At 43.7% G+C, this 13,735-nt stretch carries 14 protein-coding genes, 1 tRNA gene and 1 pseudogene; all 16 read right to left on the bottom strand.

All coding sequences use genetic code 11. From position 1 onward, the window contains the following. Window positions 1–214 (bottom strand): annotated as a pseudogene (locus ACWVCM_RS03145) (hypothetical protein); the annotation flags it as partial. 63 nt (window positions 215–277) lie between these two features. Next, window positions 278–2,233, bottom strand: coding sequence for an NADH-quinone oxidoreductase subunit L (gene nuoL / locus ACWVCM_RS03140; RefSeq protein ID WP_455200252.1), 1,956 nt, complete (start codon window positions 2,231–2,233; stop codon window positions 278–280). 13 nt (window positions 2,234–2,246) lie between these two features. Then, window positions 2,247–2,552, bottom strand: a complete 306-nt coding sequence (nuoK, locus tag ACWVCM_RS03135) for an NADH-quinone oxidoreductase subunit NuoK (RefSeq protein WP_455200251.1) — start codon at window positions 2,550–2,552, stop codon at window positions 2,247–2,249. A 72-nt stretch (window positions 2,553–2,624) separates the two neighbouring features. After that, entirely contained in the window at window positions 2,625–3,233 is a 609-nt protein-coding gene (locus tag ACWVCM_RS03130) for an NADH-quinone oxidoreductase subunit J (RefSeq protein ID WP_455200250.1), read from the bottom strand. A 36-nt stretch (window positions 3,234–3,269) separates the two neighbouring features. Further along, complete coding sequence (gene nuoI / locus ACWVCM_RS03125) at window positions 3,270–3,758, bottom strand: NADH-quinone oxidoreductase subunit NuoI (protein WP_455200249.1); 489 nt, start codon at window positions 3,756–3,758, stop codon at window positions 3,270–3,272. Window positions 3,759–3,789: 31 nt separating this feature from the next. Further along, a complete protein-coding gene (gene nuoH, locus ACWVCM_RS03120) occupies window positions 3,790–4,848 on the bottom strand; it encodes an NADH-quinone oxidoreductase subunit NuoH (protein ID WP_455200248.1) in 1,059 nt (352 codons plus the stop codon). A 68-nt stretch (window positions 4,849–4,916) separates the two neighbouring features. Beyond that, window positions 4,917–7,292, bottom strand: coding sequence for an NADH-quinone oxidoreductase subunit NuoG (nuoG, locus tag ACWVCM_RS03115; protein ID WP_455200247.1), 2,376 nt, complete (start codon window positions 7,290–7,292; stop codon window positions 4,917–4,919). A 36-nt stretch (window positions 7,293–7,328) separates the two neighbouring features. Beyond that, the gene (gene nuoF / locus ACWVCM_RS03110) at window positions 7,329–8,603 is read right to left on the bottom strand and encodes an NADH-quinone oxidoreductase subunit NuoF (protein ID WP_455200246.1); all 1,275 of its coding nucleotides are present in this window, start codon (window positions 8,601–8,603) and stop codon (window positions 7,329–7,331) included. A gap of 5 nt (window positions 8,604–8,608) precedes the next feature. Beyond that, window positions 8,609–9,133 (bottom strand): NADH-quinone oxidoreductase subunit NuoE, encoded by a 525-nt coding sequence (gene nuoE, locus ACWVCM_RS03105; RefSeq protein WP_455200245.1) that lies wholly within the window; start codon window positions 9,131–9,133, stop codon window positions 8,609–8,611. Continuing rightward, window positions 9,133–10,389, bottom strand: a complete 1,257-nt coding sequence (locus ACWVCM_RS03100) for an NADH-quinone oxidoreductase subunit D (RefSeq protein ID WP_455200244.1) — start codon at window positions 10,387–10,389, stop codon at window positions 9,133–9,135. Before ACWVCM_RS03100 ends, nuoE begins: the two co-directional genes overlap by 1 nt. Next, complete coding sequence (locus tag ACWVCM_RS03095) at window positions 10,389–11,096, bottom strand: NADH-quinone oxidoreductase subunit C (protein ID WP_455200243.1); 708 nt, start codon at window positions 11,094–11,096, stop codon at window positions 10,389–10,391. Before ACWVCM_RS03095 ends, ACWVCM_RS03100 begins: the two co-directional genes overlap by 1 nt. A gap of 29 nt (window positions 11,097–11,125) precedes the next feature. After that, complete coding sequence (locus tag ACWVCM_RS03090) at window positions 11,126–11,602, bottom strand: NuoB/complex I 20 kDa subunit family protein (RefSeq protein WP_455200242.1); 477 nt, start codon at window positions 11,600–11,602, stop codon at window positions 11,126–11,128. Next, window positions 11,593–11,949: an NADH-quinone oxidoreductase subunit A gene (locus tag ACWVCM_RS03085; protein ID WP_455200241.1), complete on the bottom strand. Its 357-nt coding sequence runs from the start codon at window positions 11,947–11,949 to the stop codon at window positions 11,593–11,595. Before ACWVCM_RS03085 ends, ACWVCM_RS03090 begins: the two co-directional genes overlap by 10 nt. A gap of 621 nt (window positions 11,950–12,570) precedes the next feature. Then, window positions 12,571–12,655 (bottom strand) — tRNA-Leu (locus ACWVCM_RS03080). A gap of 67 nt (window positions 12,656–12,722) precedes the next feature. Then, window positions 12,723–13,202 (bottom strand): preprotein translocase subunit SecG, encoded by a 480-nt coding sequence (gene secG, locus ACWVCM_RS03075; protein WP_455200240.1) that lies wholly within the window; start codon window positions 13,200–13,202, stop codon window positions 12,723–12,725. Between the two features lie 76 nt (window positions 13,203–13,278). Next, window positions 13,279–13,735 (bottom strand): triose-phosphate isomerase (tpiA, locus tag ACWVCM_RS03070; RefSeq protein ID WP_455200239.1); only part of this gene is annotated, 457 nt, incomplete at its 5' end.

Raw genomic sequence — 13,735 nt, 5'->3', positions numbered from 1 at the left:
TCCACGGCGACAATTCCACAAACTGCATTTGATGGGTTGTAATATCAAACCCGGTATAGAGCGGAATAGCCATTAAAAAAGTAACTATGGAAAAAAACAACGACAACCAACGAGCCGTGTTGGCATGTTCGTCTTTGCTTGCTAGCAACACTAATACACCACCAATTATGGGTGTCCATATTACCAGGCTCAGCAAAGGTGAATCAGCAAACATGTAAACTTATCCTTTCTAATTATTCTTGCTATTTACTACTCGTATTTATTGGTTAGAGTTCTGCTATTTCACAAAAATCCAAACCAGAAGCACTAAACCGATGATCATCGAAAAAGCATAGTGATATAAATATCCAGTCTGAATGTTGCGAATTTTTGAGGAGAACCAGGCAACCGTTTTTGCAGAACCATTAACTATCAGGCCGTCGATAATTTTCATATCACCAATATTCCAAAGGCTGCGCCCCAGTCCTCGCGCGCCTCCTGCAAAAAACCAGTCGTTAAAATCATCGAAGCCGTATTTCTTCAATAAAATGTTGTAGACCACACTGGCTTTCTGGGAAATCATCTCAGGGATATCAGGACGTTTTTCATAAAAATACCATGCAGATCCTAATCCCAGCATTGCTAACCAAAATGGCGCCGATACCAGGCCATGACCAAAAAAGTGTCCCATAGTGAAATCTTTTCCAATTTCAGCCAACACCGCATGTTCAGGCTTCACGTAGATAGCATCACCAAAATAATCACCAAACAAAATCGGTTCAATCCAGTAGCCTGCAATTACTGATGGTATCGCCAACAGAATCAATGGAATGGTTACAACATAGGGCGACTCATGGATATGTGAACGCGTGTGTTCGTCCATTCTTTCCTTGGTATGGAATACCAGGAAAAACATGCGAAATGAATAAAACGCAGTAACAAACACGCCCAACAACACACAAAAGAAAGCAAATCCTGAACCTGGTATATCAGAAGCACCTACCGCTTGAATAATGGCATCTTTAGAGAAAAAGCCCGCCAGACCTGGAAATCCAATCAACGCCAGTGATCCGATAAACATACATATGTAGGTTATAGGCATGTATTTACGGATACCGCCCATCTTACGGATGTCCTGTTCGTGATGCATCGCGATGATCACAGATCCCGCCGCCAGGAATAACAAAGCTTTAAACGCCGCGTGAGTCATTAAATGGAATATACCTGCAGCGTATGCTGAAGCACCTAGCGCCACTGTCATATAACCTAATTGTGATAATGTGGAGTAAGCGACTACACGCTTTATATCATTGGCGACAATACCAAGGAATCCCATAAACAGGGCAGTAATAGCGCCGATAACTAACACAAAACTGAGGGCAGTCTCGGATAGCTCAAACAGTGGCGACATTCGCGCGACCATAAAAATACCGGCAGTTACCATGGTTGCCGCATGGATCAACGCCGAGATTGGTGTTGGACCTTCCATGGAATCAGGCAACCATACATGTAGCGGTACTTGTGCAGATTTACCCATCGCGCCGATAAACAGTAAAATACAGATTACTGTCATTACTGACCATTCTGTTCCGGAAAATACTTCCATGGTCAAATTGGACATAGCAGGAGCCGCTTTGAACACTTCAGCGTAATCCATGGAATTAAAGTACATGAGAACAGCAGCAATACCCAGAATAAATCCAAAATCACCTACCCGGTTTACCAGGAATGCCTTTAAGTTGGCATAAATCGCTGTTTCCTTTTTATACCAGAAGCCAATTAGCAAATATGAAACCAGACCCACTGCCTCCCAACCAAAAAACAGCTGCATGAAGTTGTTGGACATTACCAACATCAACATGGAAAACGTAAACAGTGAAATATAACTGAAGAAACGTTGATAACCGGGATCATCATGCATATAGCCAATGGTATATATATGCACCATGAATGAAACGAATGTTACAACCAGCAACATGATAGCTGTTAAGCGGTCGATGAGAAATCCCACTTCAAAACGAATGCCATCACTAACCATCCAGGTATAAACAGAACCATTAAATGAGGCCACACCATCTAGCACATGATGTTTAAAGACTATAATGGACAATACGAAAGAAATCGCAACGCCAAGATTGGTAATCCAATGAGCCCCTGCTCGACCAATCTGCCGTCCAAACAATCCGGAAATGATTGCCCCGAAGAGTGGTGCCAATACAATGGCCAGATATATTTGTTCCATAGATTCTGTCACGCTTTATTCCTTATTATCCTTTTAACGAATCCAGATCTTCAACGTTGATGGTCTGACGATTCCGAAACAAGACAACGAGTATTGCCAGCCCAATTGCCGCTTCTGCCGCTGCGACAGTAAGAATAAAAAATACGAAAACCTGGCCAGCCATATCACCCAGATAATGGGAAAAAGCAATAAAATTCATATTTACGGCCAGCAACATTAACTCAATCGCCATTAACAAAATAATGACATTCTTACGATTGAGAAATATACCGGCTACGCTGATACAGAATAATATCGCACCGAGAATCAGAAAGTGTGAAAGCGATATCATTGGTCCCCTAACCTTCCCTTTAGCTGTGTTAACTAGCTTTAACTTTGTTTATTAAAAAATACGTGTTTAAAATTAAACTTTCTTCTTTTCCGCGTCCATCTTCACAAGCCGTACCCGGTCTTTTCTTTGTACCGCCACCTGTTGCTCTGGAGGTGTTAGTTCCCTTGTTCGACGTTTGCGTAACGTTAACGCGATCGCCGCTATAATGGCGACAAGTAAAATGACGGATGCGATTTCAAAAGGATACAGGTATACGGTATACAGAACTCGACCCAGTTCTTTTGTATTGCTGTAATCAGCCGCCTGTGCAGCGGGTGAAGCAAATTTCTCCAGCCCGAATTGTTCAGGGCCAACAACCATGGCCAATTGTGCGATCATTAGTAACGCAACAATGATTCCGACAGGTAAATATTTTGCGAATCCCTCTTTCAAAACTGCCAGATTTATATCCAGCATCATGACCACGAATAAAAACAGGACCATTACTGCACCTACGTACACTAATATCAGTGTTAATGCGAGAAACTCTGCTTCAAGCAGTATCCAGATAGCAGCACTGGTAAAAAACGCCAACACTAGGAATAGTGCAGCAAATACCGGATTACGTACTGTTACAACCATGCCTGCGGCAAAAACCAATACAGCTGAAAATACGTAAAATATGATTTCCTGGAATTCCATATAACTATATTTGCTCTTATTAATCTCTAATCAATACTAACGGTAGCTGGCGTCAGCTGCTTTGTTTGCTGCAATTTCTTTTTCATACCTGTCACCAACTGCCAGCAGCTTGTCTTTTGTCATATATAAATCACCACGCTCTTCACCATGGTATTCAAATATGTGCGTTTCAACAATTGAATCCACTGGACAGGATTCTTCGCAATAACCACAGAAAATACACTTGGTCAGGTCGATATCGTAACGTTTAGTCCTGCGTGATCCATCTTCGCGCTGTTCCGATTCTATGGTAATAGCTAATGCCGGACAGACAGCTTCACACAATTTGCAGGCAATACACCGTTCTTCGCCGTTTGGATATCTGCGCAGCGCATGCAGTCCACGAAAGCGCGGTGAAATAGGCGTTTTTTCTTCCGGATACTGCACAGTAATTTTTTTCCGGAATAAATACTTCCCGGTTAAGGCCATACCTTTTAACAGCTCGATAAGTACCAGGCTTTTAAAATAATTGGTGACAACTTTCATGTCTTTTCCTTAAACCTTCAATGTTATACCGTTAGTCGAACCAGGGGCTAACTTCAGCAACGACTAGTGCGCCTACGACCATCAACCAAACGATGGTGATAGGTATAAATACTTTCCAGCCCAGTCGCATAATCTGGTCATAGCGATACCGTGGAAATGTTGCGCGAAACCATAAGTAAAGAAAGCAGAAGAATGCACATTTCGCGGTTAGCCAAACAATGCCCGGGACCCAGGAAAACAGTGTTTCCAATCCAGGGATGCCTTGAAAAGGAGACAGCCACCCACCCAGGAACATCAATGCTGCTAACATCGCGATCAAAATCATGTTGGCATATTCAGCCAAAAAGAATACTGAAAATGTCATTGCTGAATATTCAACGTGAAAGCCTGCGACGATTTCTGATTCACCTTCAGCAACATCAAATGGTGCGCGGTTTGTCTCCGCTACACCTGAAATAAAGTAAATGAAAAACAGTGGTAGCAATGGTAACCAGAACCAATGTATGAAACTGCCTTGCTGCGCTGTTACTATTTCACCAATGTTCAGGCTTCCACCAGCTAATAATACGCCGACAATGGCAAAACCCATGGCAATTTCATAAGAAACAATTTGCGCAGCTGAACGTAATGCGCCGAGAAATGCATATTTTGAATTGGAAGCCCATCCGGCAATAATTACACCGTACACACCCATGGATGTCATGGCTAATATATACAACAAACCAGCATTGAGATTAGCTAATACCATACCATCATCGAAAGGTATTACAGCCCAGGCTGCGAGTGCAGGCGCGAATGACAACACAGGCCCCAGTAAAAACAAAAATCGATTCGCATTACTCGGCAGGATAGTCTCTTTCATTAACAGTTTTAAACCATCCGCGATTGGTTGTAATAATCCGCGTGGTCCAACGCGATTGGGCCCTATGCGCACCTGTATGTAACCAATTATCTTGCGTTCCGCTAAAGTTAAATAGGCGACAGCCCCCATCAATGGCAGAATAATAACTAATATCTTAATAATAATAACCGTCAATGCCACGGCACTATCAGGCAAAAAACTTAACGATTGTTCTATCAGATCTACCATCAATCAATCTATCCGTTTTTGTTATTAACTGTAACCTGTGATTCTATTCGTTCTTGCGCTAACTAAAATTATACTGGCTCAATGGTAATCGGTGTAAAGCTCGCATCCAGTCCAACACTCGCCTCCAGCCCGCTATGGATTAATACGCCATTGTCCGCAACGTGATTATCAATAATCACGGGCAATGTAACGTTAGTACCATTTTGCGCCGCAACCGCATTCGCACCATCGAGCAGACCAATGCTATCTGCCAGTTTCTTATTGATTCGAATTGCAGCGGTGTCCGCATCGTATGTCTCCTGTAATGCATGGGCTCTGCGTTGCAAGCTATCACCTGCATACATCTGCAACTCACCAATACGAAAGATATCTGTACTATTGACGCTACCCAACTGGTCTGGACAACGCCACTCAATATTGTTATTCGCGATAACGCTTCCTGCCTTATCTTTTACTTCTTTCAAAACATCGTCGGAGGCAAGATAATCAAATCCATCACAATCAAACAAATTACCCAGCACTCTAAATACTTTCCAGGCCGGACGCGCATCACCAAACGGCGCCACTACACCTGCAAAATTTTGCCAGGTTCCTTCAGCGTTAATAAACGTCCCTGACGTTTCAGTGAATGGAGCAATTGGTAGTATTACATCGGCGTATTGCTTGATATTGTCACTCCCAAAATAACTCAGGGAAACGACAAACTCTGCATTTGCGAGCGATTGTTTTGCCTGTGCTGGAGATGCAGATTCGATATCTGGTTCGACGTTTAACAACAAATAGCCATTTAGACCATTTTCCAGCATTTCTTTAGCATTTAATCCTGATGAATCGTTATTAGCACCACCTGTATCTCGATGTGGAACCGTTCCTGTTATCCAGGCACCAGCGCTATTGCCGCCTTCTGGTAGATATCCAAAATGGCTTTGACTAAGTGTCGCAATTAAATTGGCCAACATGCGAATGGATGACGCCTGTGGATTATTGATCGCCTGTGGACCAAGTAATATCGAAGTAGCTGTATCTTTATGTAACTGATCTGCGATCTTCTGTTGATTGGCTGTGATCTTTACATCTGCACCAAGTTTATCGAAACCGGCAGGCGCTGACTGACCAGTGGCCTTTAATAAAGCTTTAGCAATACCCGTAAGTTCTCGAGTAAAAGCAGCCGGGTTTACAACAATTTTCGCTTCTACCGGCATATAAAATTCATAGTCTACGGCATTTACGTGCATTAATTTCATACCGTTATGGCAGGCTTTGCGAAAGCGATGCGCGGCTATGGGCTGATCTTTGCGAATATTGGATCCTACTAGCAAAACAGCTTCATTACTTTCCAGATCCTGAATAGTTTGTCCTAACCAGGGATAAACCGGATCTTCATTGCTATTGGCAAAATCTGTTTGCCTGATCCTGTGATCAATATTGGGAATACGTAGTTGACGCATTAACTTTTGCAACAAATATAGTTCTTCAACTGTGGCAGTCGGCGATGCAAGCGCTCCAATTTTTTCTGCACCTGACTCGGCAATTACGCGATTAATACCGCTAACCGTAGCTTGCAACGCAGTTTCCCAGTCGGTTTCTTTCCATTCGCCATCAACTTTTATCAACGGTGTTTTTAGGCGCTCACTACTATTAAGGGCTTCGTAACTGAAACGGTCTCGATCAGAGATCCAGGTTTCATTAATCGATTCGTTTTCGCGAGGCACCACACGCACCACTTCGTTACCACCTCGAACATGGACCTGTAAATTTGATCCGATGCAATCATGAGGAGCGATTGATTCTCGCTCAATCAATTCCCAGGATCTTGCTGAAAAACGAAAGGGTTTGGACGTAAGTGCGCCTACCGGACATAAATCTATTACATTGCCTGACATTTCTGAGGTTACGTTACGCGTAACATAGGTACCGATTTCCATATGTTCACCGCGACCAGTTGCCCCCAATTCACGAATACCTGCAATTTCAGCCCCGAATCGCACACAACGAGTGCAATGTATGCAGCGTGTCATATCCGTGGCAATCAATGGCCCCAGATTTTTATCTTTTACAACTCGTTTCTTTTCTACAAATTTGGAAACGTCATTACCGTAGCCTACGGCAATATCCTGTAACTCGCATTCACCACCCTGGTCACAGATGGGGCAATCCAACGGATGATTAATTAATAGAAATTCCATGACGCCTTTTTGCGCATCGATAGCTTTCTTTGATTTAGTAAAAATTTTCATGCCATCGGTAACAGGCGTTGCACAGGCAGGTAATGGTTTGGCAGCTTTTTCGACTTCTACAAGACACATGCGACAGTTCGCCGCAACAGACAATTTCTTGTGGTAGCAAAAGCGTGGGATGTAAATACCCGCTTCATCAGCTGCTTCTATTACCATTGCGCCATCACGCGCTTCCAGTTTTTTGCCGTCTATTTCGATGCTAGCCATCGTTACTTCATAACCTTGTGTTTGTATAGTTCAACCTTATGCTTTACTTACCATGCAGCGCTTATGATCTATGTGGTATTGAAATTCGTCTCGGAAGTGATTTAAAAAACTGGTAACCGGCATGGCCGCCGCATCCCCCAGACCGCATATAGTACGTCCACCAATCTTGTTTGCTACATCAACTAATAAATCGAGATCTTCCTGACGACCTTTTCCTTTTTCAATACGATTAACCACTCGCGACAACCAGCCTGTACCTTCGCGACATGGCGTACATTGTCCGCAGGATTCTTCATAATAGAAATAAGACAAGCGTGCCAATGCCTTAACCATGCAGGTCGTTTCGTCAATTACAATCACGGATCCCGCACCCAACATTGAACCTGCCTTGGCGATGGAGTCGTAATCCATATCCATTTCCATAGCAATATCTGCGGGTAATACCGGAGTGGAAGAACCACCCGGTATTACCGCTTTTAATTTCTTGCCATCCCGAACGCCACCGGCCATCTCCAGCAGTTCCGCGAATGGAGTGCCCATGGGCACTTCAAAATTACCAGGATTGTTTACATGCCCGGATACGCAAAAAAGTTTTGAACCCCCATTATTCGGTTTACCAAGGTCAGCGAACCATTGTCCCCCTTTTTCGAGAATATAGGGTACTGATGCCAGAGTTTCCGTGTTGTTAATAGTAGTAGGCCGACCAAATAATCCATAACTCGCCGGAAAAGGAGGTTTAAATCGAGGCTGCCCCTTTTTACCTTCGAGTGATTCCAGTAATGCGGTTTCTTCGCCACAGATATAGGCACCGGCACCTATATGGGTATACAAATCAATATCGATACCGGAACCAAGTACATTCTTACCCAGCAGTCCTGCTGCATAAGCCTCCTCAAGTGCCGCTTCAAATCGATCAATAGGTTCGTAAAATTCTCCACGTATGTAGTTATAGCCAGCAGTAGCACCGATGGTGTAGCCAGCAATTGCCATACCTTCGATTAATGAGTGTGGGTTATAACGGAGAATATCACGATCCTTACAGGTCCCCGGCTCTCCTTCATCTGAATTGCAAACAATGTACTTTTGTCCGGGAGTGTTACGAGGCATAAAACTCCACTTCAAACCGGTTGGAAATCCAGCACCGCCGCGTCCACGTAATGCTGACGTTTTAAGTTCGCTTATAATTTCTTCTGGGGATGTTTTTTCTTTTAATATGCGTTTCCAGACTTTATAACCCCCAGCGCTCTCATAAGTTGAAAGCGTCCACGGTTTATCCAGATGCATTGTACTAAAACAAACTTCGTTAGCCATGAAGATTAATCCAGTTTTTCCAGGATGGCGTCAATTTTTTCAGGTGTTAGATTTTCATGGTAGTCACGACCAATCAAACACATGGGAGCACCGACACATGCGCCCAAACACTCAACTTCTTTAAGCGTGATTTTCCCATCTGGTGTTGTTTGTCCCAGCTTAATTCCATACTTCTTTTCCAGATGCTCTACAATATCTTCGCTGCCTCGCAACATGCACGATATATTGGTACAAATACTAATTTTATGTTTGCCCACTGGCTTGTGTTCAAACATGGAATAAAAACTGGCCACTTCATATACCGCAATTTCCGGCATTTCGAGATAGAGAGCCAGTTCATCCATCAACGCTGTTGTGACATGACCTCCATTAGCATCCTGAACTAGATGTAACGCAGGAATAACAGCCGCCTGCCTGTTTTCAGCAGGATATTTTGCGATCCACTTGTCGATCGCTGCATAAGTTTTACCAGCAATCAACTTTTGCTGCTTTGCTTCGGTTGAAGATTGTTCTATTACATCTGTGGTCATTATCTATCTACTTCCCCAAATACAATATCCTGCGTACCTATGAGAGCCACAACATCCGCCAGCATATGACCTCTTGCCATTTCATCTAGTGCGGAAAGATGTGCAAAACCTGGTGCCCTAATCTTTAAACGATAAGGCTTATTAGTACCATCTGATACCAGATAAATTCCAAACTCGCCTTTTGGGTGCTCCACGGCGGTATAAACTTCGCCTTCCGGCAAGGTATAACCTTCAGTAAATAATTTAAAATGGTGAATCAAGGATTCCATATCCGACTTCATATGCTCTCTCGATGGTGGCGTTAATTTATGATCTTCCACCATAACCGGTCCAGGATTTTCTCGTAGCCATTTGATGCACTGTTTGATAATGCGCTGAGACTGGCGCATTTCTTCTATGCGCACCAGATAACGATCATAGCAGTCGCCGTTAACGCCAACCGGAATGTCAAAATCTACCTGATCATATACTTCATAGGGTTGTTTCTTGCGTAGATCCCACTCCACACCGGATCCACGCAACATGGGTCCGGTTAAGCCCAATTGCAGCGCTCGTTCTGGTGACACTATGCCAATGCCAACCGTCCGTTGTTTCCAGATGCGGTTGTCCGTCAATAGTGTTTCATATTCATCGACATAGCCTGGAAAACGATCGGCAAAATCTTCAAGAAAGTCCAGTAACGATCCCTGGCGATTCTCGTTCAGTTTCGAGACTTCATCTGCGTTGTGCCATTTGGAAGATTTGTACTGTGGCATTGATCCTGGAAGATCACGATACACACCACCTGGTCGATAATATGCCGCATGCATGCGCGCACCAGAGACAGCTTCATAAGCATCAAACAAGTCTTCGCGTTCCCTGAATGCATAGAGAAACACTGTCATAGCACCGATATCCAGCGCGTGCGTTCCCAACCACAGCAGGTGATTCAAAATCCGGGTAATCTCATCAAACATTACACGAATGTATTGGGCGCGAATCGGTGCTTCGATACCTAGCAATTTCTCCAAAGCCAGCACATAACCATGTTCGTTACATAACATGGACACATAGTCCAGCCGATCCATGTACGGAATGCTCTGGTTGTAAGGTTTGGATTCTGCGAGTTTCTCTGTCGCTCGATGCAGCAATCCTATATGTGGATCGGCACGATCAACAGTCTCGCCATCCAGCTCAAGCACCAGACGCAATACACCATGCGCAGAAGGATGCTGAGGTCCGAAGTTAATTGTGTAGTTACGTATTTCTGCTGCCACTACTCTTCCCCTTCAGTTTCAACGTGCAAATAACGATGATCGTCACGTTTCACTTTGGGCACTAACGTGCGTGGTTCTATACTTACAGGCTCATACACGACACGCTGCTTTTCATTGTCATAACGCATTTCAACGTGACCCGTAAGTGGAAAATCCTTGCGGAATGGATGACCAATGAAACCGTAGTCGGTCAGGATACGACGTAAATCCGGGTGAGACTTGAATAGAATTCCGTAAAGATCGAAGGCTTCACGTTCATACCAGTTTGCAGAAGACCAGATGTTTATAACTGAATCAACCACTGGTTCGGTATTAGGCAAGTAAACCTTAACACGCAAGCGCTCGTTATTTTTTATAGATAGCAAATGATAAACCACGGCAAAGCGACGACTCGTTGCATTTTCGCCTTTCTTACCGGGTGGCGGTGTTCCATCCAGCATGCGTGACACGCCGCGACTAAATCCGTGTCCCGTGGCATCAATGGTTTCCCACTCGACATCGCCATAGGCAAGATAATCAACGCCGCAGATATCTATTAATTCCCGAAATGTAAACTCCGCCTCATCATGCAAGGCGCGACAGATAGTCAATATATCTTGTGGTGAGATTTCCATTGTCGTTTCACCAAACGCTTCTTTTATAGCTAATGCGTTCGAAAAACGGCTATTCAAGCGCTCTGCCAGGGATATGTCTGTGGAATTACTCATGGTCTGCTTCTCGTTATTATTTTTGCTGGCTATCGGGCAATTGTATTTGTTCGCCTGATCTTTTTCTGTAGTTGAATGATGCCATATAACAACGCTTCGGCTGTTGGCGGACAGCCTGGTACATAAACATCAACTGGGACAATGCGATCACACCCACGTACTACTGAATAGGAATAGTGATAGTAACCTCCTCCATTCGCGCAAGATCCCATGGATATAACCCAACGAGGTTCTGACATTTGATCATAAACTTTACGCAATGCTGGAGCCATTTTATTGCACAAAGTACCTGCAACAATCATTAAGTCAGACTGACGTGGGCTGGGACGAAATACAATACCGAACCTGTCCAAATCATAACGGGATGCACCCGCGTGCATCATTTCTACAGCACAACAGGCCAGACCAAATGTCATCGGCCACAACGAACCGGTTCGCGCCCAGTTAATGACCTTGTCTGCGGAGGTAGTTATAAAACCTTTTTCCAGTACACCTTCTATTCCCACTCCAAGGCTCCCTTCTTCCACTCATAAATAAATCCGATGACCAGTATGCCCAGGAATACGGCCATCGCTATGAATCCAAACCAGCCTATATCTCCCAGCACTACTGCCCAGGGAAATAGAAAGGCGATTTCGAGGTCAAAAATTATGAATAATATAGCTACGAGATAAAAACGCACGTCAAATTTCATACGTGAATCTTCAAATGCTTCAAAACCACATTCGTAGGGTGACAACTTTTCACCATACGGTTTTTTTGGCGCAATAAGATAACTTGCCCCAATTGCCACAGCACCAAAAATTACACCAATCGCGAGGAAGACTAAAATGGGCAAGTAGTTTTCAATCATAAAAGGTTATGACCCCGTTCAAATATAATTATTGTTATCAAACTTTGGTTACTTAATGAATCAAATTTGATTCGATGTGAAATTCGCAAACGTTGAACAACGTTCACGGATCTCCCTCCCATCTATTTAGTTTTAATTGTTAACCACTTAATCAATTTACTAGACATTCAGGGATGCTATTAACAATGTATTTACTAACAATTGCAACCCTGTCCATGCCCATTTTCTTGTAATATTCTTTGCGAATACTTAACAAGCAAAACCTACAATCTAAAAGTAACCTTCGCAAAATACCTTAGCAAGTCAGTAGAACCTGCAAATGTATTTTAGTTTTTATTTCTTTTTTACTCGGGCCAACTGCGTTGATAACGCAGAGCAGTTGACGAGTCTAGGCTACTCATTGGATGCTTGTCAAGAACACTTGAGAGCACAAAATAGATTAACTATAAGAAATGTCTAAGAAATTTAACTAGCGGTTATAGCGTTAATTGCAATTGAAGTAAAGAGTGTGTGGAAACTTACATTACCTCACTTTCGTATGAGCGCGAGACAATAAGTCTATCAATTCTGCTAATGGCAGGATTCTATAACTCGAATAGTTCTAGAAGAGAATATTAATGTTGGTGCCGATGGCCGGAGTCGAACCGGCACGGCTTTCGCCACTGCCCCCTCAAGACAGCGTGTCTACCAATTCCACCACATCGGCAATGTTCATTAGCACTTAATAAAAAACCAAATTAGGATGTAACAATTGTTGATATTTTAGCTAGCCGTTAAGGTGCAGCTGGAACATCCTGAGGCTTATCAGACCCACCTTGTGCAGGAATCGGCGCTGTAGCAGATTCAGGAGCAGCAGGAACATCTGGTACATCTGATTTTTGTTCAGCAGGAACACTACTTTCTGTGGTGTCCATTGTTGTTTGTGGTGCGACACCGGCAGTATCTGAGGCAGGCATCTCGGTTGTGGCTTTTTGTTGCGCATTATCCAACAAACTTGTCGGCTCTTTTACACTTTGCGCCATGTAAGCCAGGGACAAACTGGTGACAAAAAATACAGTTGCCAGGATAGCCGTACTTCTGGAGAGGAAATTACCGGAACCTTGTGCACCAAAGACAGATCCGGATGCACCACCAGCCGCTCCAGCGCCGAAAGCGGCACCTGCATCAGCGCCCTTGCCGTGTTGAATCAACACAAGACCAATAATGCCAATGGCAGCCAGCATATGAATTACCGTGAGAATTGTCGTCGTCATTAAGAAAAAACCTTCCAGTATTTCGTTAATTAAAATTAAAGCACTAAGCTATATATAAGAATGTGCTACGCGCAATTTAATTTGCCGCGCAACATATGGATAAAAATCCATCAGCATCTAGAGAAGCGCCACCTATAAGACCACCATCGATATCCGGTTGTGAAAATAGCTCCTCTGCATTATCTGGTTTAACACTTCCACCATATAAGATCTGCACACCATCAGCGATTTTGTTATCTTTTTCAGCCAATTTTTGGCGAATAAACGCGTGGACATCCTGTGCCTGGGCGGGCGTTGCTGTCATTCCGGTTCCTATCGCCCAGACAGGCTCATAAGCAATGACAGCATTCTCGAATTGCTCAATGCCGGCGACGTTTAATACCGCGTCTACCTGCCTTCCAACCACTTCTTCGGTGTTTCCCGCTTCCCTTTCTTCCAATAACTCACCCACGCATAAAATCGGAACAATTCCGGCGTTCTTAAGCGCGACGAATTTTTGTACAATTTGCTCGTCGGTTTCACCGAATAGGCTA

It is taken from the genome of Kaarinaea lacus, assembly GCF_975902315.1.
The sequence above is the reverse complement of the archived record's forward strand: the minus strand, read 5'-3'. Positions and strand labels throughout refer to the sequence as shown.

Bases quoted from the DNA above. Each gene is read 5' to 3' on its own strand.
- ACWVCM_RS03130 (WP_455200250.1), bottom strand. From the start codon at position 3,233: ATGGAATTCCAGGAAATCATATTTTACGTATTTTCAGCTGTATTGGTT.
- nuoF (WP_455200246.1), bottom strand. From the start codon at position 8,603: ATGGCTAACGAAGTTTGTTTTAGTACAATGCATCTGGATAAACCGTGG.
- ACWVCM_RS03095 (WP_455200243.1), bottom strand. From the start codon at position 11,096: ATGAGTAATTCCACAGACATATCCCTGGCAGAGCGCTTGAATAGCCGT.
- nuoH (WP_455200248.1), bottom strand. From the start codon at position 4,848: ATGGTAGATCTGATAGAACAATCGTTAAGTTTTTTGCCTGATAGTGCC.
- secG (WP_455200240.1), bottom strand. From the start codon at position 13,202: ATGACGACGACAATTCTCACGGTAATTCATATGCTGGCTGCCATTGGC.
- nuoI (WP_455200249.1), bottom strand. From the start codon at position 3,758: ATGAAAGTTGTCACCAATTATTTTAAAAGCCTGGTACTTATCGAGCTG.
- nuoE (WP_455200245.1), bottom strand. From the start codon at position 9,133: ATGACCACAGATGTAATAGAACAATCTTCAACCGAAGCAAAGCAGCAA.
- nuoG (WP_455200247.1), bottom strand. From the start codon at position 7,292: ATGGCTAGCATCGAAATAGACGGCAAAAAACTGGAAGCGCGTGATGGC.
- nuoK (WP_455200251.1), bottom strand. From the start codon at position 2,552: ATGATATCGCTTTCACACTTTCTGATTCTCGGTGCGATATTATTCTGT.
- ACWVCM_RS03085 (WP_455200241.1), bottom strand. From the start codon at position 11,949: ATGATTGAAAACTACTTGCCCATTTTAGTCTTCCTCGCGATTGGTGTA.